Here is a 21,748-nt window from a genome sequence, read left to right as displayed (position 1 = left end):
CTGGAGGCCGCTGGTCGGCGGCCTGAAAGCCGCCCGTCAGGCGGCCGGGGTCTCTCCGGACACGGCCGCCTCGGCCTTGAGGCGGCGCCGGTACTGGTTGGCGCCGATCGGGATGGCGCACAGATAGGCGATGCTCAGGCTCGCCAGCGTCTCGAACGGGAAGCTGATGAACAGCCCGAACGCCGCCACCGTCACGACGAAGATCGGCAGCACGTACTCGCGCGGGACCCGCTTGCCGATGGTCTTGCCCGCGTAGGTCGGCACGGTCGAGATCACCAGGATCGCCAGGACCAGGACGTAGGCGAGGACCGCCGGGGCGAGCCGCGGCCCGAACGAGAGACCGAGGAAGTGGAGGTAGAGCGGCAGCAGCGCCGTCAGCGCGCCGGCCGGCGCCGGCATGCCGACGAAGTAGTCCTTCTTCCATTCCGGGCGGCTCGGGTCGTCCAGCATCACGTTGAAGCGGGCGAGCCGCAGCGCCATCGCGATGGCGAAGATCAGGGCCACGATCCAGCCGAGCGACTTCAGGTGGTGGAGGGTGAAGCCGTAGAGGATCAGCGCCGGGGCGCAGCCGAAATTCACGAAATCGGCGAGCGAGTCGAGCTCCGCCCCGAAGCGCGAGGTCCCCTTCAGGAGCCGCGCCACCCGCCCGTCGATGCCGTCGAGCACCGCCGCCACCACGATGGCGATGACGGCCGGCTCGAACCGGCCCTCGAAGGCGAGGCGCACGGCGGTGAGCCCGAGGCAGACCGCCATCAGGGTGATCATGTTGGGGATGATCATCCGCACCGGGATCGGCTTGAAGCGCCGCGGCCGGGGCTCGTTGGTGTCGGGGGCGAAGGGCGGGAAGAGATTGTCGTCCATGCGGCCTCCGAAGGCGCCTCGTACCGACGGTCAGGTCCGGCGAGCGCCGGCGCCGTTGCCGAATTGTCCAGCACGCCTCGGGGCGTGGACAAGCGCCGGGCGCGCGAGGCTCCCGGCATCCCGGCGGCGGGTTGCCCGCCGCCCGGGCGGGTCAGACCCGCCGGAACTGGCGGACCGGGCCGCCGGGGCGCAGGTCGGCGAGCACCGTCTCGCCCGCCACCGCCTTCTGGCCGAGTCCCACCAGCACCCGCGATCCCGCCGGCAGGTAGACGTCCACCCGCGAGCCGAAGCGGATCAGCCCGAAGCGGTCGCCCACCACCAGGTTGTCGCCGGGCTTGACCCAGTCGACGATGCGCCGCGCCACCAAGCCGGCGATCTGCACCACGCCGATGCGCAGGGCGTCCGGCCCGCTGCCGGTCTCGATCACCAGCCCGTTGCGCTCGTTGTCCTCGCTCGCCTTGTCGAGCTCGGCGTTGAGGAAGAGGCCCGGCGTGTAGTGGATCTGGTCGATGCGCCCCGAGACCGGCACCCGGTTCACGTGGCAGTCGAACACGTTCATGAAGACCGAGATGCGCAGCATCGGCTCGGAGGGCAGGTCGAGCTCGGAGGGCGGCACCACGGTCGAGATCAGGTTCACGCGCCCGTCCGCGGGCGAGACCACGAGGCCCTCGCCCACCGGCACGACGCGCTCGGGGTCGCGGAAGAAGTAGCAGACCCAGAGCGTGAGCAGGAAGAAGATCCAGCCCAGCGCCTGCACGAAGGAGCCAGCGAGCACCGTCAGCACGATGCCGATCGCGATGAAGAGGTAGCCCTCCTTGTGGATCGGCACGAGGACGCGGCGGATCGTCTCGAAGAGGTCGGTCATCAGCCTTCAGGCACTCCGGCAGGCGCGCGGGCAGCGCCGTTCGCGTCCGCGGATGGCAGGCGCACGTCCTCCCGTCAATCGCCCGCGCGGCCTCACCCGCCCGGGCGGGCGCGCAGCGCCCCGAGGAGGTCGGCGTGGTCGTCCGTCCAGGGCCGGCGGCCGGGATCGGCCGGCACGCGCCGCCACCCGGGGCCGCCGGCCTCCGGGGGGCCGGGCCAGGGATTGCCGGCCCAGGTGCCACGGGGCGAGGCGTCGCGGAGCAGGGCGTCGCCTTGCAAGGTGTCGCGGAGCGGGGCGTCGCGGAGCAAGGCGCCGCCGGGCCGGGCGCGACCGCCCCATGGGCCGAGATGGGCCGGATCGCGCACCAGCGCGAGCAGCGTCGAGGCCGCGCCGGGCGCGCCGAGCGCCCAGGCGCTCAGCCCGAACTCGGCCCCGATCCCGGCCAGGACCGCGCCGGGATCGAGGTGCGGGTGGGCGAGGTGGATCAGCAGCACGCCGGTCCGGTCGAGTTTCGAGACGGCGAGGCGCAGGGCCTCGCGGGTCAGGAGATGGATCGGGAACGGGCCGGAGGCGGCGGTGTCGATCAGGATCAGGCCGAGATCCGCGGGCCGGTCGGCGAGGCTCAGGCGCGGATCCCCGACGACGACCGGCATGGTCGGCGCGCAGGCGGCCAGGAACCGGAACCGGGCCGGGTCGCGGGCGATGCGCAGGAGCACCGGATCGCTCTCCAGGAAGGTCCAGGCCTCCCGGGGACGCGCCGCGCAGGCGAGGCTGCCGGCGCCGAGGCCCACCACCACCACGTCGCCGAGATCGCCGCCCCGGGCGGCGCGGATCCCCCGGATCGCGGCCCCGACCGGCCCGTCGGGCGCGTAGGCGAGGAGCGGCGCCGGCTCGCCGGTCGCGGGCGTGCCGTCCTCCCGGCGCAGCCGCATCGCGCCCTGCGGGCGGGATTCGTGCCAGAGCAGCCGGGTGCCGCCGTCCGGGCTCGCGGCGATGCGGTGGATGCCGGAGAAGGAGCGCAGGCTCTCCCCCGCGGCCCCGGGCGGGGCGGGCGCCGGGCCCGCCAGCGCGAGGAGCGCCCCGATCCCGGAGAGGGCCGCGAGGCGCGGGCTCGCCCAGGACAGGGCGAGGAGCCCGCACAGGCCGAGGCCGATGAGCAGGCGCGGCGCGGCGAGGCCGAGCACCGCGCAGCCCGCCAGGATGAGGAGCGCCAGCAGGGCGCAGACGAGGGCGGCCTCCCCGAAGCCCCTGGCGCGGGCGGCCCGGGCGCCGTCGAGGAGGCCGGGCCGGCCGAGCAGGGCCGCGCCGAGGAGGAGCGGGTATTCCTGGCCGGCCGGGAACAGGGCGGGCGCGAGCAGCGCGCCGGCGGCGCTGCCGAGGAGGCCGCCGAGCGCGATGCAGACGGCGTAGATCGTCAGGTGGGCGGTCTCGGGCCGCGCGCGGTAGAGCGTCGTGTGGCAGAGGCTGGCATTCACCAGGACGAGGCCGAGGCCGAGGACGAGGTTCGCCGCGAGCCCGAGATCGACCACGAGGCCGAGGATCGCCAGCGCGGTGCCCCCGACCTGCAGCGGCGCGAGCCAGCGCGCGACCCGCACGGCGCTGTCCCGGAAGGCGGTCACGAAGGTCAGGAGGTGCAGGGCGAGCGGCGGCAGGAAGACCAGCGGCGCGGTCGCGAGCTCCGCGCAGAGGCGGGTCGTGACGGCGACCAGGAAGGCGGCCGGCACGAAGGCCAGGGCGACGAAGCCCGCCAGCGCCGCGCCGGTCAGCGGGACCGGGCGCTTGGCGGGGGCCGGGGAGGGGCCGGCGCCCGCGCGGGCGGCGTCCCGGCGGCGCTCCAGGCGGCGGCCGCGATCAGCGGGGCGAGGAGGCAGAACCCGGCCGTCCAGGCCCATTCCTGGGCGCGCAGGGAGACGAGCGGCGCGATCAGCACCGGATAGGCGAGGAGCGCCGCGAAGGCGCCGCCATGCGAGGCCGCGGCGAGGAGGGCGGGGTCGCGGGCGCGCGGGTGATCCGCGCCGGAGAGCCACGCCTGCAGGAGCAGGCCGTTCGCCGCCAGGGCGAGGAGAGGCGGTCCGGCCGCGACGGCAAGGAGGCCGAGAAGCCAGGGCGCCTCGCCCTCGGCGGGCAGCCGCGCGAGGGCCGCCGGCCGATGCGGGGGCAGGACGAGGAGCGCCGCCCCCATCAGGGCGAGGTGCAGCAGGAGGGCGCGGCGCCCCGCGAGCCAGCGGGTGGCGGCGAGCCCGTAGAGCTGGCCGCCGAGCAGGGCCGCCTGCAGCAGGACCAGGGCCACGGACCAGACGGCGGGGGAGCCGCCGAGCCCGGGCAGCGCCGCGCGGGCGAGGAGGATCGGTGCCGAGAACAGCAGGAAGGCCGAGAGGGCCAGCGCCGCGAGGGCCGCGGCGAACCGCAGCTCGGCGACCGGGACGCTCGGAACCCGCGGGGCGAGGGAGGACGGGGCGGTGGGCACGGCACGTGTCCTTGCGGCAGCGCCCGGCATGATCGCCCGCAAGGATTAAGGAGGCTCTTCGGGTCGCAGGCCGACCCCGAATCGCCCGTTCCCGGTCTGCGCGATGCGGCGTCCCGGCGATCCGTCGGGTGCGGCCGGGGCGACCTCCGCGGCGCCGGGCCGGACGCCGACGGATCGCCAGCCGCTCAGCCCACCGGGAGGCGGCCTGCGAGGGGCCGGCCGCTTCGCGGCGGGCGGCTTGCCGGCGGGGCGGCCCGGTAGGCCTCGGCGGCGAGGGCCGCGAAGGCCGCCGCCGCGGCGAGCGGCAGGAGCGGCAGCCTGGTCGCGACCACGATCATCCCGAGCAGCGGCACCAGGAACAGGGCCAGCAGGGCGAGGTCGACCGCCCGCGGCGGCGGGGCCGGGCAGCGCAGGCGCCACGCCAGGGCGGCGGTGATCGGGATCGCGAGGTCGTAGCTCAGGCAGTACGGGGTCACGAGGATGCAGCCCGCCGCGACGAGGGCGGCGTGCAGGCCCGCGGCGCCCTCCGACCCGTCCGGCCGCGCGGGGTCCCGGCGCACGAGCCAGGCGACGCCGCCCGCCACGATCAGCGAGACGGCCCCCTGGAGCGCGAGCGCCGCCGGGACCGGGACCCCGACCCACCACAGGCCCGCGTAGGGGGTCGTCATCAGGGTGGTGTAGAAGCCGTCCATCCCGGTGATGACCTCGCCCTGGAAGGGCAGCGTGACCGCGAGGTAGGCGCGCCACGGCTCGGGGCCGAAAGCCAGCAGGCTGAGCCCGATCAAGCCGAGGGTGGTGACGGCGGCGGCCGCGAAGGCGTCCCAGCGCTGCCGGGCGATCAGCACCAGGGGAAACAGCAGGCCGAGCTGCGGCTTGACGCTGATGAGGCCGATCATCGCCCCGGCGAGGAGCGGCTGCCGGTCGAGCCGCCGCATCGCCCCGACGACCAGCGCCGCGAAGAAGAAGCCCGCCTGCCCGATCGCGACTTCGAGCACCACGATCGGCGAGAGGAGGAGCCAGGGCACCAGCCCGGCGCGGCGCGGACCCGCCTTCCCGCCGAGCAGCGTGGCGAGGAAGCAGGCGATCCCCGCCCCCTGCCACAGCAGGTAGCTCGCCCCGTAGGGCAGCCGGGCCAGGGGCGCCAGGACCAGGAGCCCGGTCGGCGGATAGGAGAAGTTCATGAAGGGCTGGACGGGCGTGAACAGCGCCCGCATGGCCGCCTGGAAGGCGCCGAGATCGTAGATCTGATCCAGCAGCCCGGTCGCGGCGAGCCGGCCGGCCGTCCAGAAGATCACGAAGTCGCGGCCGACGAAGTAGCCCTGCCGGTCGAGGCCGCCCGGCAGGCCGCCGAACAGGGACAGGGCGATGGCGAGCGACGGGATCGTCCCCAGGCGGACCGCTAGCCTCCAAGGTTCCGGCACCGCCATCCGCGCATCCCCGCTCCCCGCCGGGCCAGTCTCCGACGGCCGCGGTTAAGGCCGGGTTCCGTCAGGCGACGGAGGCCGGTTCGGGCGCCTTGGCGGCGGGCGGGGGGATCTCGCCCGATTCCAGGCGGACGCGCAGGCTCTCGCCCTCGCCGCCCTCCGCCCGCTTGAGGGCCTCGCGCGCCGCGTCCGCCTCGCGCTGGCGGTTCCACATCGCCGCGTAGACGCCGCCGCGCGCGAGGAGGGTCGGGTGGTCGCCCCGCTCGACGATCACCCCCCGGTCGAGGACGATGATCTCGTCGGCGCCCACCACCGTCGAGAGCCGGTGGGCGATGACGAGCGTCGTGCGGCCCCGGCTGACCCGGTCGAGGGCGTCCTGGATCTCCCGCTCGGTGAAGGAATCGAGGGCCGAGGTCGCCTCGTCGAGGACCAGGATCGGCGGCCCCTTCAGGATGGTGCGGGCGATCGCGACGCGCTGCTTCTCGCCGCCCGACAGTTTCAGGCCGCGCTCGCCCACCGGCGTGTCGTAGCCCTCCGGCAGGCCGGCGATGAAGCGGTCGATCTGCGCGAGCCGGGCGGCCTCGCGGACCTCCGCCTCGCTCGCCTCCCAGCGCCCGTAGCGGATGTTGTAGCCGATCGTGTCGTTGAACAGCACCGTGTCCTGCGGGACCATGCCGATCGCCGCGCGCAGGGATTCCTGCTGCACGGCGGCGATGTCCTGGCCGTCCACGAGGATGCGCCCGCCCTGCGGCTCGTAGAAGCGGAACAGCAGCCGCGACAGGGTCGACTTGCCTGCGCCCGAGGGGCCCACCACCGCGACGGTGCGCCCGGCCGGCACCTCGAAGCTGATGCCCTTCAGGATCGGCCGGTCCGGGTTGTAGGCGAAGTGCACGTCCTCGAAGCGCACCACGCCCGCGCTCACCGCGAGCGGCGGCGCGCCCGGCCGGTCGGCGATCTCCGGGTTGCGGTGCAGGATCCGGAACATGTCGTCGATGTCGATCAGCGCCTGCTTGATCTCCCGGTAGATCATGCCCATGAAGTTGAGCGGCATCGAGAGCTGCACCAGCATCGCGTTGACCAGCACGAATCCGCCGATCGTGGCCTTTCCGGCCATGATGTCGCGCGCCGAGAGCCACATCACCACGGTCATGCCGGCCGTGAAGATCACCGCCTGGCCGGCATTGAGCACCGCCAGCGAGACGTAGGTCTGGGTCGAGGATTTCTCGTACTTGGCCATCGAGACGTCGTAGCGGGAGGTCTCGCGGGCTTCCGCGCCGAAATACTTCACGGTCTCGTAGTTGAGGAGCGAGTCGACCGCCTTGGTGTTGGCGTCGGTGTCGGACTCGTTCATCCGCTTGCGGATGGCGATGCGCCACTCGGTGGCCTTGTAGGTGAAGCCGAGATAGGCCGCGACCATCACCAGCACCACCAGCGAGTAGCGCAGGTCGAACTCCCAGGCCAGGATGCCCAGCACCAGCAGGAACTCGACGATGGTGGGCACCAGCGTCAGCACCATCAGGCGCGAGAGTTCCTCGATGCCGTTGCGCCCGCGCTCCAGCACCCGGGTGAGGCCGCCGGTCTTGCGCTCCAGGTGGAAGCGCAGGGACAGGCGGTGCATGTGCGCGAAGGTCTGGAGGGCGAGGCGGCGCACCGCGTGCATCGCCACCTTGGCGAAGAGCCCATCGCGGACCTGGGTGAGGAGGGCCATCGCCACCCGCGACAGGCCGTAGAGGCCGATGAGCAGGATCGGCGCCGCCCAGAGGCCGGTCGGCAGGGGGCCGTCCTTCCCGCCCGCCGCCGCCACGAGGGCGTCGGTCGCCCACTTGAAGGTGAAGGGCGTCAGCATCGTGACGCCCTTGGCGACGAGGAGCAGGAAGAAGGCCGCGAAGACGCGGCGCTGCAGGTCCAGGCGCCCGTGCGGCCAGAGATAGGGCCAGAGGCGCCGGTAGGTCCCGACGAGGCCGGGCCGGTCCGAGGCCCCGCCCGCCGGAGATTGCATTTGCGTCACGATCGGGTTCCGGGAGAGGAATTGCCCCGCATATAGGCCCGATCCTCCCGGGGTGCACCCGCCGGGCACCGCAGGGCCGGCGGGCGCTGGGCTCAACGCACGGCCCGCCGGTGCGGGCTCAGCGGTCGGCCTTGGCGCCGCTCGCGGTCAGTTCGAGGTAGCGCCGGGTCGTCGGCTTGACGAGGTCGGCCACCGTCTGGGCCATCGCCAGTTCCTCCTTCAGGGATTGCTGGAATCCCGTCAGGTGGGCGGTCTGGCCGGCCGCCTCCGCGATGGTGATGAGCGAGTCGTAGGCCGCCGCCTCGTAATTCTCGAAGGCGCGGTTGGCGAAGGCGTTCTTCAGGATCTCGTCCTGGGCCGGCGTGTGGGCCAGGGCCGCGAGGTTGCCCATCAGGCCGAGCACGCCCTCCTTGAGGGCCGAGGGGCTCTCGTTGAGGGCCGACAGCGCCGCCTCCAGGCGGTCGCGCTGGCCGTGCGTCTCGGTGATGTGGCGCCGCAGGGCCGCGTCCATCTCGGGGTAGCGCTCCAGGCGCTCGACCTGCCGCTCCATGATCTGCAGGGCCTGCAATTCGAGGGCGTGGGTGTTCCTGAGCGCGGTCACGTAGAGCGAGCGGAGATCCTCGGCCATCCGGTCATCCTCCTGGACAGGGGTTGAGTGGGGCCCAACGCCCGCCGCCGGGGACGGTTCTGGTACTCATACTGAGACAAAGTATCATACCGGAGCGGCCTCCCGCGCGCCGGTTCGGCCCCGGATCCCGGCCGCTCTCCTCGGGCCTTCGCCTCCGCGCGCGGCGCCGGCGCCGCGGGGCCCGGTCCGCCGCGGCCGCGGCGGTGTCAGGCCCGGGCGGCCACCGGGGCCGCCTCCCGCGCGGCCCCCGGGGCCGCCTCCCGCGCGGCCCCCGGGGCTGCGTCCTGCTGCTGCAGGAGGGCGCGCTCGTGGGCGACGAGCTCCCGGCCCCATTTCAGGGCGTGGTGGAAGCGGCGGGCGGCGACCTCGTCCTGAACGGCGAGGAGATAGGGCACCGCGCTCGGCATGATCCGCAGGATCTCGGTCGACTGGCGCACCAGCAGGTCCTCCACCTCGGCCGGATTGTCGGCGAGGTAGATCACCTGCAGCGTCACGCAGAGGCGCTTGGCCGGCGTGTCCGCCTCGCTCTCGCGGATGATCTCGCTCTCGCGCAGGAAGCGGGCATGGGTCTCGATCAGCAGGTCGGCCGCGCGGTCCCCGTTCCGGATCGCCGCCCCGTTGATGATGAGGCGCTCGTGCGGCTTGAGGGTGATGCGAAGCGGCATGGCGGGCTTTCCACGAATCACCCCCATGGTCGTGGTTAAGCGTTAACGATTTCGCAAAGCCGCACGAGTCCGCGCGATCGACTTAAGGCCGCGGCAAGGGCCGGCCCCCTGAGATGCGGGTGCCGTCAAAACGACGGATCCGACGATCGAAAAGGATCGGCCCCATGCCCATCACGCTGACTGCCGCCACGCGGCAGAACCTGCTGTCGATGCAGGACACCGCCTCCCTCCTCGCCACCACCCAGAACCGCCTGGCGACGGGCAAGAAGGTCAACACCGCCCTCGACAACCCGACCAACTTCTTCACCGCCGACGGCCTCTCCTCCCGCTCGACCGCCCTGTCCTCCCTCCTCGACAGCGTCTCGAACGGCATCCAGACCATCCAGGCCGCCAATACCGGCCTCACCAAGGTCCAGACCCTCACCGACCAGCTCAAGTCGGTGGCCCAGCAGGCCCTCGCCTCCGCCAATTCCTTCTCGGTCAAGGCCACCTCGGTCTCGACTGCGCTCACCGGCGCCTCGGCCCAGAACCTGCTCTCGACCGGCGCAACGCAGGCGGTCAGCGACACCGCCCTGAGCGGCAACACCACCGCCACCGCCGCCACCGTCACGGCCGGCACCGCCTACAGCAACGGCGTCGCGACCTACACGGCCGGCTCCTACACGACCCTCACCGCCTCCGCGACCGTCACCCTCAACGGCACCGCGATCGCGCTCGCCACCGGCGACGACATCAACGCCGCCGTCACCAAGATCAACGCGCAATCCGCCACCACCGGCGTCACCGTGGCGGCCTCCGGCGGCAAGCTCGTCTTCACCGGCAGCAATTCCGGCGCCCAGTTCACCTACGCGGCGACCGGCTCCGAGACCGGCCTCGCGGCCAGCGGCACCACCACGAACGGCGCCGGCGCGTCCTCCACCACGCTGACCATCAACGGCACGACGATCACGGTCGCCACCGGCTCGACCGAGAGCCAGGTCATCAACGCCATCAACGCCGTCACCTCGACCACCGGCGTCACCGCCTCCGACAATAGCGGCAAGATCAAGCTGACCGGCGCGGCGGATGGCTCGAGCATCACCGTCCAGGGCGGCACCGGCAGCCAGGTCGGCTTCGGGACGACGGCCTCGACCACGGCCGGCACCTTCTCGCCGAGCGCCGCCACCCTGGCGATCGCGGTCGGCTTCAAGGCCGGCGACAACTTCACGGTCAACGGCCAATCCGTCAACATCGCGGCCGGCGACACGCTCGGCTCCATCGCCCAGAAGGTCAGCACCGCCACCAGCGGCACCGTCTCGGCCAGCTACGACGCCACCAACCGCAAGTTCACCTTCACGGCCGCCGACACCAACACCGCCATCACCCTCGGCAACGGCTCGACCGCGACCTCGCTGCTCTCCAACCTCGGCTTCAACTCGCCCACCACCTTCGCGGCGGGCCTGGGAGCGCCGGGCTCGAGCTCGGCCCTGGCGGGCAAGTCGCTGACCGTGCAGGTCGGCTCCGGCCCGAGCGCGACCTTCACCTTCGGCTCGGCGGCGGGCCAGATCTCGACCCTGACGCAGCTCAACAGCGCGCTGGCGGCGGCCAACGCCCAGGCCTCGATCGACACCGCGACCGGGCGGATCTCGATCACCACCGCCAACGACTCGGGCACCGACGACCTCAAGATCACCGCCTCGGGCACCGGCAACCCGTTCAACTCCGGCACCTCGAGCGCGGTGATCGGCGGCGACGGGCTGACCGCGCGCAACGGGCTGGTGAGCACCTTCAACAACCTGCTGACCCAGATCGACCAGCTCGCGGCGGATTCGGGCTACAACGGCGTCAACCTGCTCGCCGGGGACACGCTGAAGATCAGCTTCAACGAGAAGAACACGTCGACGCTGTCGGTGCAGGGCTCGACGGTGTCGTACACGCAGCTCGGCCTGAACGTGCTGTCGCAGTCGGACTTTCAGGAGAACAGCGCGATCAACAAGGTGATCAAGTCGATCAACACGGCGGCGAGCTCGCTGAAGAGCCAGGCCTCGTCGCTGGGCGCGAACCTTGCGGTGGTGCAGAACCGTCAGGACTTCACCAAGCAGATGATCAACGTGCTCGACACGGGTGCGGCGAACCTGACCAACGCGGACCTGCACGAGGAGGCGGTGAATTCTCAGGCGCTGCAGACCCGCAACTCGCTCGGCGTCTCGGCGCTGTCGCTGGCCAACCAGGCGCAGCAGAGCGTGCTGCAGCTCCTGCGCTGATCGCCGCCGCACCTTGCGACGAGCACGCGGCCGGGGCCTCGCCCCGGCCGTTCTCGTTGTGGCGCCCGGCGGGGGCTCGGACGCGGCCGGGGGGAGGGCGCTGGTCCCGAATCCGGTCCGCCGACGGCGCCTGTCGCGGACCGGGGGCGGTTCAGAGGGCGCCGGGCCGCTTCAGCTCGATCTCCACGAAGGCGATCGGGTGGTCGGAGCCGTTCATCACGTCGTGGCGCACGCCCGCGGGGCGGCGGTAGGATTGGCCCTGCGCCAGCACGGTCTCGGTCACGGCCTCGCCGTCATGGACGCGCAGGCAGCCCGGCGTCACCATCACGATCACGTACGGCCAGCCGTGCTCGTGCCAGCCCGTCACGGCGCCGGGAGCGAAGTCCCAGCGGGTGATCCGCACCGCCTCGTCGTCCAGCTGCACCATCGGCACGGCCGGAATCGTGCAGGCGAAGGCCATGGGCGGATCTCCCGAGAGGGCCCGTCCACACGTCGGGGCCCGCGCGCGCATGCGCCGGGCCTCGCCGCGAGGACGTCAGGATGGGATGCGCCCGGCGATCCGGGCGCGGGGCTCAGGCGGTGGTGGTCGGGCTCGACGCCGGGGCCGGGGCGGCCGCCGGGCGGCGGGGCGCGACGGCGCGGGGCTTCGGCTTCGGCGCAGCGATCAGCCCCTCGCGGATCGCGGTCTTGCGCGCCTGCTTGCGGGCGCGGCGCACCGCCTCCGCCTTCTCGCGGGCCTTGCGCACGGAGGGCTTCTCGTAGGCCTTCCGCTGCTTCATCTCGCGGAAGATGCCCTCGCGCTGCATCTTCTTCTTCAGCACGCGGAGGGCCTGATCGACGTTGTTGTCCCGAACGAGTACCTGCAAGGGTGTGTCCTCTAGAATTCTTCGAACCGTGGCCGGCCGAGGGCCGTCCTGCGACATCCGGCGAACCGGAATGCGCCCCAGACCCCGGCCGTTCCTGACCGGGAGGAGCGCACGTCGCGATTGCCGCTAAGGCCGGCGCACGCATGCGCCTGGCTGCGCCATACACCAGTTCGGGACGATTTCCAACCGGGTGCGCGGCGCCGCGGCGGGCGCGGGGCGCGATTCTTGAATGAACCGCCCTCCGACCCGGCTGGTCAGGCGTTCGACTGGATGAAGTTGCGCACCAGCGGGTAGGTCTGGGTCTCCCACTTGCGCCCCGAGAAGACGCCGTAATGCCCGACCCCCGCCTGGAGGTGGTGCCGCTTGCGGAAGGGCCGCAGGCTGGCGCAGAGGTCGTGCGCCGCCATCGTCTGGCCGACCGAGCAGATGTCGTCGCGCTCGCCCTCCACGGTCATCAGCGCGGTCCTGCGGATGGCGCGCATGTCGAGGGGCGCCCCCCGGTAGGTCAGGGCGTTGCGGGCCAGCGTCGCGTCCTGGAACACGGTCTTGACCGTCTCGAGGTAGAATTCCGCCGCGAGGTCCAGCACGGCGAAGTACTCGTCGTAGAAGGTCTCGATCTGCGCCGCCTTGGCCTCCTCGCCGCGCGCGATGTGCCAGAACAGGTCGATGTGGCCGTGCATGTGCCGGGCCGAGTTCATCGTCATGAAGGCCATGAGCTGGACGAAGCCGGGATAGACGCGGCGGCCCGCGCCGGCATGGCGGCGCGGCACGGTGCCGATGAGGTTGCGCTCGAACCACTCGATCGGCCGGGAGGTCGCGAGTTCGTTGACCTTGGTGGGGTTGATGCGGGTGTCGACCGGACCGGCCATCAGGGTCATGCTGGCCGGGTGGGCGGCGTTGCGCGATTCGGCCATCACCGCCGCCGCCGCCAGGGCCTGGACGCAGGGCTGGCAGACCGCCACGAGGTGGGCCCCCTCGCCGATCGTCTCCAGGAAGCGGACCACGTGCCCGACATAGTCGTCGAAGCCGAAGCGCCCGGCCTCGACCGGCACGTCCCGGGCGTTGTGCCAGTCGGTGATGTAGACGTCGTGGTCGGCGAGGAGCGTGCGCACGGTCGAGCGCAGCAGCGTGGCGAAGTGGCCCGAGAGGGGCGCCACCACCAGCACGCGGGGCTGCTCGGAGGCGATGTCCTTGCGGAAGTGCAGCAGCGTGCCGAAGGGGGTGCGCAGCACCGGCTCCTCGCGCACCGGCACCTCGCGGTTGCCGACGTGCACGCCGGCGATGCCGTAGGCCGGCCGCACGTGGGTGAGGCCGGCGCGCATCATCATCCGGGCCGCCGCCAGCACCCAGGTGGCCGGCTCCCGGGCGCCCGCCTCCGTCCAGGGCGTGACGGTCTCGTGGAGGAGGCGCCCCCAGCCCCGCGCCGCGGCCGCGGCGTCGGACTGCACCTCGAAGAGATCGTAGAGCATCAGCCCGAAGACTCCCGCACACACGCCGGAGCCGACGCGCTTGCCGCTGCTGAGACGTAAGGCAACGCTCGCCCTCCCGCGATCTGACTTTCGTTGGGTGTGGTCCCGGGACTATGCCCGTCTGACTCCCGGCCATGCGATGCTCGTGCCAAACCCCGGGCCGGGCCGGTCTGGATTCTCGTCGTCTAGTGCGCCGCGGCGGCTGCCCCTATGGTCGCGGCGCTGACGGCACGAGTCTTGGATGGGCTGACGCCGGGTCGGGTCCGGCCGGGCCCGCGGGGGAGGATGCGCATGGCAGAGGCCACGCTGACGGTATCGAGCCGAAACTACTCGTCGTGGTCGCTGCGCGGCTGGCTGCTCTGCCGGATGGCCGGGCTCGACTTCACCGTCGAGGTGCTGGGGACCGGCGACGCGGCGAGCCGCGCCGAACTCCTGCACCTCTCGCCCTCCTTCCTGGTGCCGCGCCTCACCCACGGCCCGGTCCGGGTCTGGGACGTGCTGGCGATCGCCCAGTACCTGCACGAGTGGCGCCCGGAGGCCGGCCTCGTCCCGGCCGACCTCGTCAAGCGCGCGTGGTGCCGCTCGATCTCCGGCGAGATGCATGGCGGCTTCGTGAACCTGCGCTCGGCCCTGCCGATGAACCTGCGGGCGCGCTACACCGACTTCAAGCTGTGGGGGGGCGCGCAGTCGGACATCGCGCGCATCGTGGAGATCTGGGAGGAGGCGCTCGCCGCGCATGGCGGCCCCTACCTGTTCGGCGCGACGCCCACGATCGCGGACGCGATGTACGCGCCCGTCTGCACCCGCTTCGTCACCTACAATGTCGGCCTGCCGCCCGGCAGCGCGGCCTTTCGCGACCACGTCATGGCCTGGCCCCTGATGCAGGAATGGATCGCCGAGGCGGAGGGCGAGCCCGAGGAGATCGAGGAACTCGACATGGAGTTCTGATCGAGGAACTCGACATGGAGTTCTGAAGGAATGGAGTTCTGAAGGAGCGGGGAGGTCGCAAGGATCGGGCCCGGGCGCCCGGACCTCCGCTCCGCCTCAGCCCCGCTTCGCCCCCGCCCGGTCGGCCGGGGATGCCAGCGGGTCCCGCGGGGCCTCGCGCCCCTCGCGGGCGGCGTTCGAGAACACCGTCTGTCCGCCGGGCCCCGTATCCTCCCGCCGCGGCGGGTTGCGCCGGTCGAGATCGCCGCGGGCGGCGAGTTCGTCCGGGTTGCCGCGCTCGGAGGCCGGCACGTCGTCGATCCGCACCGGCGTCGCGCCGCTCCCGCCCGGGGCGCTCAGAATGCCCGAATGCGCGGTGCCGTCGCCGCCCATGCCCCCGGATCCCTTGCCGCCGGACCCTTTGCCGCCGTCTTCCTGGGAGCCGCCCTCCGCCGGGGCGCCGGCCGTGCCGAAGGCCGCCCGCACGTCGTCCGCCTCGCCCGGCAGGTCGCCCGGATCGGGCGCGCGGCCCGCGTCGGCGCGCGGCCCGTCCGGCCGGCTGAGCCGCCGGTCGAGTTCCCGCTGCTCCTCCTCGGTCAGCCGCGTCCGGCGGGCCTCGCCCTCCGCGCCCGTCGCGGGGGATGCCCCACCGCCGGGGACCGGGGGCTCCCGGTCGCTCGGATTCGTCGCCATGCGGGTCTCCCTCTGCCGCCCGGGGCGGCGCGCCGCCCCGGGGTGGGGGACCAAAGCACGGGGCCGGCGACGGTTCCGGCGCGGCTCAGGGCCCGGACGCGGCCGTCACCTCGCCCGCCCGGCAATTCTGCCGCGCCAGGTCGGGGCAGGGCGTGAAGGAGCGCAGGTCCTTCGACAAGCAGATCCGCACCTCCTCCAGGCGTCCGGCCCGGCAGGTGACCGACATCATGTCGGGGCGCAGGCCCGGATTGCTGGTCACGAACAGGCGCGCCACCTCGATCGGCGCCGCGCGCAGCGTTTCCCCGCCGCGCAGGCGCTCCGGGATGGTGACGGCGTCGCGGGCGCGGCGCGCGAGGCGGAAATAGCTCGCCGGATCCTCGCCCGAGCAGGTGCCGTGCTTGCGCCACTCGTAGCGGGCGAGCCCCTCGGTCGGGAACACCCCCTCGGCCTCGGCCAGGGCCTGCCGCGACGGCGGGCGCGGGAAGGCGCCGCACTCGCTCGGATAGCCGCGGTCGTATTGGGGCCACAGCCCGTGCACCACGAAGCCGGGATTGCGGCCCGGATCGCATTGCGCGTCGCCGCGCCGCTCGCCGGTGAGCGCGCAGAAGGTCGGCGACCAGGACAGCGCCAGGACGTAGAAGTCGAACCGGCCGGGGGTTCCGCCGCGCTCCTGCGCGGCGGCCGGCACGGCCGCGAGGGCCGCGGCCAGCGCGAGGGCGGGTCCGCGGATCAGGGCCGCGCCTCCCGGCAGGAGGTCGCCGAGGCGTACGCGTAGGCGAGGTTGCGGTCGAGGCCGTGCACGCAGAACTCGACGCCCCAGGTCGAGCCGATGATGCCCAGGCTCTCGCGCACCGAGTAATCCACCCGGCGGCGCACCCCGTCCGAGGTCGTCGCCACCGCCGTGCAGAAGCGCCTCGGGTAGAAGTCCAGGCCCCACGGCCGCCACGCGGTGCGCTCGATCCGCTCGTAGCGGAGGATCGTCAGCGACGAGTTCCAGAACTTGGATTCCTTCTCGGCGAATTGCGTCGAGAGCTTCTCCAGCACGTCCGCGTCCTGGCAGCCCGGGATGTCGGCGTCGAAGGGGAATTCCCGCTCCTCCGCCGGGGTGACCTCCTGGCGGGCCGAGCGCGCGAGGGAGGGCGTGACGGCGCAGGCGACGGCGAGGCCGGCGGCGAGCGAGGCGAGGAGGCAGGAGGGGCGCATGGCCGGACCTCGGGTTCGGGCGGGCGCGCGGGCCCTGGGGGCGCGCGGGCGCGCCGCGGTTTCAGCGTCTCGGCTGCCAGACGAAGCCCTCCGGCACGGCCAAGTCAAGGCGCCGCGAGGGCGCCGCCGCGCTTTCGCGCGCAGGTGGTGTCGGCAGATCACAGCCGCCGGCCCGGGCGGGCCGGCGGCGCGCCGCAGCCGGGCCGGCGGCCCGGGCGGGGCGGCGCTCGCCCTCGCTTCAAGCGGGCGCGCTCCTGCTCTATGTCAGGGCGGCCCGTCAGGAACCGAGCCGCCCCGCATGAATGCCGACCCCGCCCCCGAGACGAAGCCCGTCGGCCCCGGCGACCAGGTGCTCCTGGTCGACGGCTCCTCCTTCATCTTCCGGGCCTATTTCCAGTCGATCAACCAGCCCGAGCGCTACAATTTCCGGCCCTCCGACGGGATGCCGACCGGCGCCGTGCGGCTGTTCTGCGCCAAGATCGCCCAGTTCGTGCAGGAGGGTGCGGCCGGGATCCAGCCGAGCCATCTCGGCATCGTCTTCGACAAGTCGGAGGGCTCGTTCCGCAAGGAGATCTTCCCGGACTACAAGGGCCACCGGCCGGACGCGCCCGACGACCTCAAGCGGCAGATGCCGCTGATGCGGGAGGCGGTGCGGGCCTTCGGCCTGGAGCCGATCGAGCTCGAGCGCTACGAGGCGGACGACCTGATCGCCACCTACGCGCGGCAGGCGGAGGCGAGGGGGGCGGGCGTCATCATCGTGTCCTCCGACAAGGACCTGATGCAGCTCGTCGGCGAGCTCGTGCGCTTCTACGACTTCGAATCCGGGCAGAAGGGCAAGCCCGGCTACCGGCCCGAGCGCAACCTCGACGCCGCCGCCATCGTGGAGCGCTGGGAGGGCTTGAGCCCCGCCCAGATCGGCGACGCGCTGGCGCTGATCGGGGACACTTCCGACAACGTCCCGGGCGTGCCCGGCATCGGCCTCAAGACCGCCGCCGCGCTGCTCAAGGAATTCGGGAGCCTGGAGGCGCTGCTGGAGCGGGCGGCCGAGATCAAGCAGCCCAAGCGCCGCGAGACGCTGCTCGCGCATCTCGACCAGGCGCGGCTGTCGCGCCGGCTCGTCACCCTGGACGAGGCGGTGCCGGTGCCGGTGCCGCTGGAGGCCCTGCGCCTGCGCAAGCCCGACCCGGAGCGGCTCGTCGGCTTCCTGAAGGCGATGGAGTTCAACACGCTGACCCGGCGCATCGCCTCGCTGCTCCACGTCGATCCGGAGGCGGTGCGGCCCGATCCGGCCCTGCTCCCCGGGGGCGCCGCCGCCTACGCCAACGGGAAGGGCGGCAGCGACGCGACCCCGTTCTTCGGCGACGAGGCGACGGCGCCGCCCGCGCCCGAGACCGATCCCTTCGCGGATCTCGACCTGCCCGACGCCCCGCCCAGGCCCCGCGGCCCCGCCGAGCCGACCCCCGGCCAAGTCGTGGCGGCCCGCGCCGCCGAGGCGGTGAAGCCGTTCGACACCGCCTCCTACGAGACGATCACCCGCCTCGACCGCCTCGACGCCTGGATCGCCGAGGCGGCGGAGGCCGGCGTGGTCGCGGTCGACACCGAGACCAACGCGCTCGACGCCCACCGGGCCGACCTCGTCGGCGTCTCGCTCGCCACGGCGCCCGGCCGCGCCGCCTACATCCCGCTCGCCCATCGCGGCAGCGAGGACCTGTTCGGCGAGGGGCTGCTCCCCGACCAGCTCCCCTGGGACGCGGTGCGGGCCCGCCTGAAGCCGCTGCTGGAGGATCCGGCGGTGCTCAAGGTCGGGCAGAACGTGAAGTACGACTGGCTGGTGCTCGTCCGCCACGGCATCGAGATCCAGCCCTACGACGACACGATGCTGATCTCCTACGTGCTCGATGCCGGCAAGGGCTCGCACGGCATGGACGAGCTGGCGCGGCGGCATCTCGGCCACCAGCCGATCACCTTCGCGGACGTGACGGGCACGGGCCGGGCCAAGGTCACCTTCGACCGCGTGCCCCTCGACAAGGCCACGGCCTACGCGGCCGAAGACGCGGACGTGACGCTGCGCCTGTGGCGCCTGATGAAGCCGCGGCTCGCCGCCGAGCACCGCGCCACCGTCTACGAGACCCTGGAGCGCCCCCTGGTGCCGGTGCTCGCCCGCATGGAGCGGGAGGGCATCCGGGTCGACCGCGACATGCTGAGCCGCCTCTCGGGGGATTTCTCGCAGTCGCTGGCCCGGCTCGAGGCCGAGATCCAGGAGATGGCCGGCGAGACCTTCTCGGTCTCCTCCCCCAAGCAGATCGGCGACATCCTGTTCGGCAAGCTCGGGCTGCCCGGCGCCAAGAAGACGCCGTCGGGCCAGTGGGCCACGCCCGCGACGCTGCTGGAGGAGCTCGCCACCCAGGGACACCCGCTGCCGCGCAAGATCCTGGAATGGCGCCAGCTCTCGAAGCTCAAATCGACCTACACGGACAGCCTGCAGGAGCATGCCGAAAGGGAGAGCGACCGCGTCCACACCTCCTTCGCGCTCGCCGCCACCACGACCGGGCGCCTCTCCTCCTCGGACCCGAACCTGCAGAACATTCCGATCCGCACCGAGGAGGGGCGGCGCATCCGCCAGGCCTTCGTGGCGGATGCCGGCCACCAGTTGATCTCGGCGGATTACAGCCAGATCGAGCTGCGGCTGCTCGCCCACATGGCCGACATCCCGCAGCTGCGCCAGGCCTTCGCGGACGGGCTCGACATCCACGCGGCGACCGCCTCGGCGATGTTCGGCGTCCCCTTGGGCGAGATGACGCCGGATCTGCGGCGGCGGGCCAAGACGATCAATTTCGGCATCATCTATGGGATCTCGGCCTTCGGCCTCGCCGACCGGCTCGGCATCCCGCAGGGCGAGGCCTCGGCCTTCATCAAGCAGTATTTCGAGCGCTTCCCGGGCATCCGCGCCTATATCGAGGACACCAAGAAGGCCTGCCGGGACAAGGGCTACGTGACCACCCTGTTCGGGCGCGTCTGCCACTACCCGCAGATCCGCTCCAACAACCCGCAGGAGCGGGCCTCGGTGGAGCGGCAGGCGATCAACGCGCCGATCCAGGGCACGGCCGCCGACATCATCCGCCGCGCGATGGTGCGGATGGAGGGGGCGCTGGCCGGGGCGGGGCTCACCACCCGCATGCTGCTGCAGGTGCACGACGAGCTGGTCTTCGAGGCGCCGCAGGACGAGGTCGCGCGGGCGCTGCCGATCATCGCCCGGGTGATGGAGGAGGCGCCCCAGCCGGCGGTGCGGCTCACGGTGCCGCTCGCCGTCGAGGCCAAGGCGGCGGCGAACTGGCAGGAGGCGCATTGAGGGGCGGTCCTCGATCGCCCGCGCCGGGTCCTGCCGAATGAGATTGCGCACGGCATGACGAGTTTGGACGGATCAGCGCAAGGGCGCGCACCGGGTTTGCTGGCGCACGGGCGACAGGATGCGCCGGATGTGGCACCCGCAACGCTCAGCACGGGGAGTGTTGCGGGTGCCGCCGCGGTCGTGCCGAGCCGCCGACCGCGGCCCCGCCCTCAGACCCGGAAATACAGGCTGTGGTCGTGCCCGTTCAGGATGTCGACGGAGCGCACGATCGGGTTCTCGGCGTAGAACGCGGTGAGCTGCTCCTGGGTCGAGGCGAGCTCGCGGTACTCCCGCACGATGGCGCGCTCGTTGTCGCGCAGGACCCGCGAGGTCGGGTCGAGGTTGGTGAGGCAGACGAGGCCGGTCGGCGGGCAATCGACGCAGATCACCTCCAGGTCCGGCCGGTAGCGGCGCAGGATCGGCACCACCTTCCAGACGTCGCCCGTCCACATGGCCTTGTGCGCGTCCTCCCGCTCGGCCTCCGCGTCGCGGGTCGTCATCTCGGCGTTGAGCGGCATGCAATCGTGCAGCAGGATCAGGCCGTTCGGCGCGCTCGCGGCCTCCGCGTGGGCGATGTCGCGCAGCAGGAACTCGAACTGGTGCAGCCCGTCCAGGAAGGCCATGTCCACCCCGCCCCCGAGCAGCGCCCGCAGGTCGGTCTCGGCGAAGAAGCGGTCGCTCGTCATCTGGAACAGGAAGGTGCGGCGCTTGCCCGCCGTCACGTTCCGGTCGAGCCTGTAGTGCGGATCGACGCCGACCGCCGTGTCGCAGGGAATCCGCGCCAGCGTGTGCCCGAAATGGACGCCGATCTCCAGGTAGTGGCGGGTCTGCCGCTTGGCCGCGAGCGCGGCCAGGAAGTCCAGGTACAGGACGCCCCCGAAACCTCCCGGGACGGTGGCGGATCGGCCGGTCTTGAACATCCTCTCCCCTCCCTGCGACGCCGCCCGGCGGGCGGCGCGACGTAGGCGGCGCCTCCGGCCCGAGTCAAGGATCGGGTCAGGCCGCGATGGCGCCCGGGACGGAATGCGGCGCGACGAGGCGCGGCGGCAGGGCGCCCCGGGCGATCAGGGTCGCGCCCTTCGGCACGACCTGCCAGCCCTCCCGGCAGCCGTCGATCGGCTCGGAGACCACCACCACCCCGCCGCCCGTCTCGCGCCAGTAGAGGCTCGGCGGGCGCCCGTCGCAGGCCCAGCGGAAGGCCGTCAGGCTGTCGCCGTCGCTCACCACCGCGGTGAGCCGCAGCGCCTCCTCGATGCCGGCCTCGCGCATCAGGCCGCGCACGCTCGCCACCGTGGCCTCCATGGCCGCGACCGGATCCTGCGCGAGGCCATTCGCCACGGCGAGCAGGAACAGGGCCTCGGAATCCGTCGAGCCGCAGCGCGCGTCGTAGAGCGGATCCGGGATCAGCGCCTCCAGCCGCCGCCTGATCCGGCCGTAGCCGCCGATCTGGCCGTTATGCATGAAGAGCAGCCGGCCATGCGCGAAGGGGTGGCAATTCGCCCGCGTCGTCGCGGTGCCGGTCGAGGCGCGCACGTGGGCCAGGAAGGTGCGGGCCCGGATCTGCCGGGCGAGGCTGCGCAGGTTCTCGTCCGACCAGGCCGGGCGCACGTCGCGGAAGAGGCCCGGCTCGGGCCGGTCGCCGTACCAGCCGATGCCGAAGCCGTCGCCGTTCGTCTCGGTCTTGGCCTCGGCGGCGTGCAGGGACTGGTGGATGAGGGAGTGGGTCGGCGTGCAGACGAGGTCGTCGAGGTAGACAGGGTCGCCATGGTAGGCGAGGAAGCGGCACATCGCCCGAACACCCGTGGGTTAGAGGCGCCCCGCGCCGGCCCCGCCCGCGCCGCCCGACGCCTTCATGGAAGCGTAACATTCCGATCGCGAAGGTGAACAGGCCGTTAATGCGCCCCCGCATGGCCCCCGCATGGCCCCCGGAGCGGCCCGGGCCGGGACGCATGACGATTAGTTCGCCCCGGCCCGGGATCGATGCGCGGCATCGCTCGTTGACCCCCGTCGGTCTTCCGACGTCCCAAAGCCCGCCCCGGCG

The 21,748-nt window shown here is 72.8% G+C and carries 18 protein-coding genes; 3 read left to right on the top strand and 15 right to left on the bottom strand.

What is annotated here, in order from left to right:
• Nucleotides 1–36 precede the first annotated feature (36 nt).
• The 7 genes from QA634_RS03505 to QA634_RS03475 form a co-directional block, all read right to left on the bottom strand.
• Entirely contained in the window at nucleotides 37–861 is an 825-nt protein-coding gene (locus QA634_RS03505) for a CDP-alcohol phosphatidyltransferase family protein (RefSeq protein WP_012330670.1), read from the bottom strand.
• Between the two features lie 151 nt (nucleotides 862–1,012).
• On the bottom strand, nucleotides 1,013–1,726 hold the full coding sequence (locus QA634_RS03500) for a phosphatidylserine decarboxylase (protein ID WP_012330669.1): 714 nt from the start codon (nucleotides 1,724–1,726) through the stop codon (nucleotides 1,013–1,015).
• Nucleotides 1,727–1,818: 92 nt separating this feature from the next.
• A complete protein-coding gene (locus tag QA634_RS03495; protein WP_283027239.1) occupies nucleotides 1,819–3,618 on the bottom strand; it encodes a hypothetical protein in 1,800 nt (599 codons plus the stop codon).
• A gap of 760 nt (nucleotides 3,619–4,378) precedes the next feature.
• Nucleotides 4,379–5,620: a glycosyltransferase family 87 protein gene (locus QA634_RS03490; protein WP_012330667.1), complete on the bottom strand. Its 1,242-nt coding sequence runs from the start codon at nucleotides 5,618–5,620 to the stop codon at nucleotides 4,379–4,381.
• Nucleotides 5,621–5,681: 61 nt separating this feature from the next.
• Nucleotides 5,682–7,616, bottom strand: a complete 1,935-nt coding sequence (locus QA634_RS03485) for an ABCB family ABC transporter ATP-binding protein/permease (RefSeq protein ID WP_012330666.1) — start codon at nucleotides 7,614–7,616, stop codon at nucleotides 5,682–5,684.
• A 127-nt stretch (nucleotides 7,617–7,743) separates the two neighbouring features.
• Nucleotides 7,744–8,253, bottom strand: coding sequence for a ferritin-like domain-containing protein (locus QA634_RS03480; RefSeq protein WP_012330665.1), 510 nt, complete (start codon nucleotides 8,251–8,253; stop codon nucleotides 7,744–7,746).
• A 206-nt stretch (nucleotides 8,254–8,459) separates the two neighbouring features.
• Nucleotides 8,460–8,918, bottom strand: coding sequence for a flagellar biosynthesis repressor FlbT (locus tag QA634_RS03475; RefSeq protein WP_012330664.1), 459 nt, complete (start codon nucleotides 8,916–8,918; stop codon nucleotides 8,460–8,462).
• A gap of 164 nt (nucleotides 8,919–9,082) precedes the next feature.
• Between QA634_RS03475 and QA634_RS03470 the strand changes: the two genes are divergently transcribed.
• Nucleotides 9,083–11,161: a flagellin N-terminal helical domain-containing protein gene (locus QA634_RS03470; RefSeq protein ID WP_012330663.1), complete on the top strand. Its 2,079-nt coding sequence runs from the start codon at nucleotides 9,083–9,085 to the stop codon at nucleotides 11,159–11,161.
• 151 nt (nucleotides 11,162–11,312) lie between these two features.
• Here the strand turns inward: QA634_RS03470 and QA634_RS03465 are convergent, their stop codons facing one another.
• The 3 genes from QA634_RS03465 to QA634_RS03455 form a co-directional block, all read right to left on the bottom strand.
• Nucleotides 11,313–11,621 (bottom strand): cupin domain-containing protein, encoded by a 309-nt coding sequence (locus QA634_RS03465; protein ID WP_012330662.1) that lies wholly within the window; start codon nucleotides 11,619–11,621, stop codon nucleotides 11,313–11,315.
• 112 nt (nucleotides 11,622–11,733) lie between these two features.
• A complete protein-coding gene (rpsU, locus tag QA634_RS03460; RefSeq protein ID WP_012330661.1) occupies nucleotides 11,734–12,027 on the bottom strand; it encodes a 30S ribosomal protein S21 in 294 nt (97 codons plus the stop codon).
• A gap of 254 nt (nucleotides 12,028–12,281) precedes the next feature.
• Nucleotides 12,282–13,496, bottom strand: coding sequence for a polyhydroxyalkanoate depolymerase (locus tag QA634_RS03455; RefSeq protein WP_012330660.1), 1,215 nt, complete (start codon nucleotides 13,494–13,496; stop codon nucleotides 12,282–12,284).
• A 291-nt stretch (nucleotides 13,497–13,787) separates the two neighbouring features.
• On the opposite strand from QA634_RS03455, the gene QA634_RS03450 reads away from it, so the two are divergent.
• Nucleotides 13,788–14,444, top strand: coding sequence for a glutathione S-transferase family protein (locus QA634_RS03450; protein ID WP_012330659.1), 657 nt, complete (start codon nucleotides 13,788–13,790; stop codon nucleotides 14,442–14,444).
• 96 nt (nucleotides 14,445–14,540) lie between these two features.
• Here QA634_RS03450 and QA634_RS03445 read toward each other — a convergent pair whose 3' ends face one another.
• The 3 genes from QA634_RS03445 to QA634_RS03435 all read right to left on the bottom strand — a co-directional run bounded on the left by QA634_RS03445 (nucleotide 14,541) and on the right by QA634_RS03435 (nucleotide 16,319).
• On the bottom strand, nucleotides 14,541–15,116 hold the full coding sequence (locus QA634_RS03445; protein WP_012330658.1) for a hypothetical protein: 576 nt from the start codon (nucleotides 15,114–15,116) through the stop codon (nucleotides 14,541–14,543).
• Between the two features lie 85 nt (nucleotides 15,117–15,201).
• Nucleotides 15,202–15,804 carry a ribonuclease T2 family protein gene (locus QA634_RS03440; RefSeq protein ID WP_012330657.1) on the bottom strand — a complete coding sequence of 201 codons (603 nt, stop codon included), beginning with the start codon at nucleotides 15,802–15,804 and terminating at the stop codon, nucleotides 15,202–15,204.
• Between the two features lie 41 nt (nucleotides 15,805–15,845).
• A complete protein-coding gene (locus QA634_RS03435; RefSeq protein WP_012330656.1) occupies nucleotides 15,846–16,319 on the bottom strand; it encodes a hypothetical protein in 474 nt (157 codons plus the stop codon).
• A gap of 298 nt (nucleotides 16,320–16,617) precedes the next feature.
• On the opposite strand from QA634_RS03435, the gene polA reads away from it, so the two are divergent.
• Nucleotides 16,618–19,668 carry a DNA polymerase I gene (gene polA / locus QA634_RS03430; RefSeq protein WP_012330655.1) on the top strand — a complete coding sequence of 1,017 codons (3,051 nt, stop codon included), beginning with the start codon at nucleotides 16,618–16,620 and terminating at the stop codon, nucleotides 19,666–19,668.
• A 209-nt stretch (nucleotides 19,669–19,877) separates the two neighbouring features.
• Here the strand turns inward: polA and QA634_RS03425 are convergent, their stop codons facing one another.
• Entirely contained in the window at nucleotides 19,878–20,627 is a 750-nt protein-coding gene (locus QA634_RS03425) for a class I SAM-dependent methyltransferase (RefSeq protein ID WP_012330654.1), read from the bottom strand.
• 76 nt (nucleotides 20,628–20,703) lie between these two features.
• Nucleotides 20,704–21,495, bottom strand: coding sequence for a class II glutamine amidotransferase (locus QA634_RS03420; RefSeq protein ID WP_012330653.1), 792 nt, complete (start codon nucleotides 21,493–21,495; stop codon nucleotides 20,704–20,706).
• Between the last annotated feature and the right edge of the window lie 253 nt (nucleotides 21,496–21,748).

The sequence above is a fragment of the Methylobacterium sp. CB376 genome (genome assembly GCF_029714205.1).
GTDB lineage: Bacteria > Pseudomonadota > Alphaproteobacteria > Rhizobiales > Beijerinckiaceae > Methylobacterium.
This window is presented reverse-complemented; position numbering and strand designations above follow the sequence as displayed.

Excerpts from the sequence above, each read along its gene's own strand:
- QA634_RS03505 (WP_012330670.1), bottom strand. The coding sequence starts at position 861 with ATGGACGACAATCTCTTCCCGCCCTTCGCCCCCGACACCAACGAGCCC.
- QA634_RS03500 (WP_012330669.1), bottom strand. The coding sequence starts at position 1,726 with ATGACCGACCTCTTCGAGACGATCCGCCGCGTCCTCGTGCCGATCCAC.
- QA634_RS03495 (WP_283027239.1), bottom strand. The coding sequence starts at position 3,618 with ATGGGCCTGGACGGCCGGGTTCTGCCTCCTCGCCCCGCTGATCGCGGC.
- QA634_RS03490 (WP_012330667.1), bottom strand. The coding sequence starts at position 5,620 with ATGGCGGTGCCGGAACCTTGGAGGCTAGCGGTCCGCCTGGGGACGATC.
- QA634_RS03485 (WP_012330666.1), bottom strand. The coding sequence starts at position 7,616 with ATGCAATCTCCGGCGGGCGGGGCCTCGGACCGGCCCGGCCTCGTCGGG.
- QA634_RS03480 (WP_012330665.1), bottom strand. The coding sequence starts at position 8,253 with ATGGCCGAGGATCTCCGCTCGCTCTACGTGACCGCGCTCAGGAACACC.
- QA634_RS03475 (WP_012330664.1), bottom strand. The coding sequence starts at position 8,918 with ATGCCGCTTCGCATCACCCTCAAGCCGCACGAGCGCCTCATCATCAAC.
- QA634_RS03470 (WP_012330663.1), top strand. The coding sequence starts at position 9,083 with ATGCCCATCACGCTGACTGCCGCCACGCGGCAGAACCTGCTGTCGATG.
- QA634_RS03465 (WP_012330662.1), bottom strand. The coding sequence starts at position 11,621 with ATGGCCTTCGCCTGCACGATTCCGGCCGTGCCGATGGTGCAGCTGGAC.
- QA634_RS03455 (WP_012330660.1), bottom strand. The coding sequence starts at position 13,496 with ATGCTCTACGATCTCTTCGAGGTGCAGTCCGACGCCGCGGCCGCGGCG.
- QA634_RS03450 (WP_012330659.1), top strand. The coding sequence starts at position 13,788 with ATGGCAGAGGCCACGCTGACGGTATCGAGCCGAAACTACTCGTCGTGG.
- QA634_RS03445 (WP_012330658.1), bottom strand. The coding sequence starts at position 15,116 with ATGGCGACGAATCCGAGCGACCGGGAGCCCCCGGTCCCCGGCGGTGGG.
- QA634_RS03435 (WP_012330656.1), bottom strand. The coding sequence starts at position 16,319 with ATGCGCCCCTCCTGCCTCCTCGCCTCGCTCGCCGCCGGCCTCGCCGTC.
- polA (WP_012330655.1), top strand. The coding sequence starts at position 16,618 with ATGAATGCCGACCCCGCCCCCGAGACGAAGCCCGTCGGCCCCGGCGAC.
- QA634_RS03425 (WP_012330654.1), bottom strand. The coding sequence starts at position 20,627 with ATGTTCAAGACCGGCCGATCCGCCACCGTCCCGGGAGGTTTCGGGGGC.
- QA634_RS03420 (WP_012330653.1), bottom strand. The coding sequence starts at position 21,495 with ATGTGCCGCTTCCTCGCCTACCATGGCGACCCTGTCTACCTCGACGAC.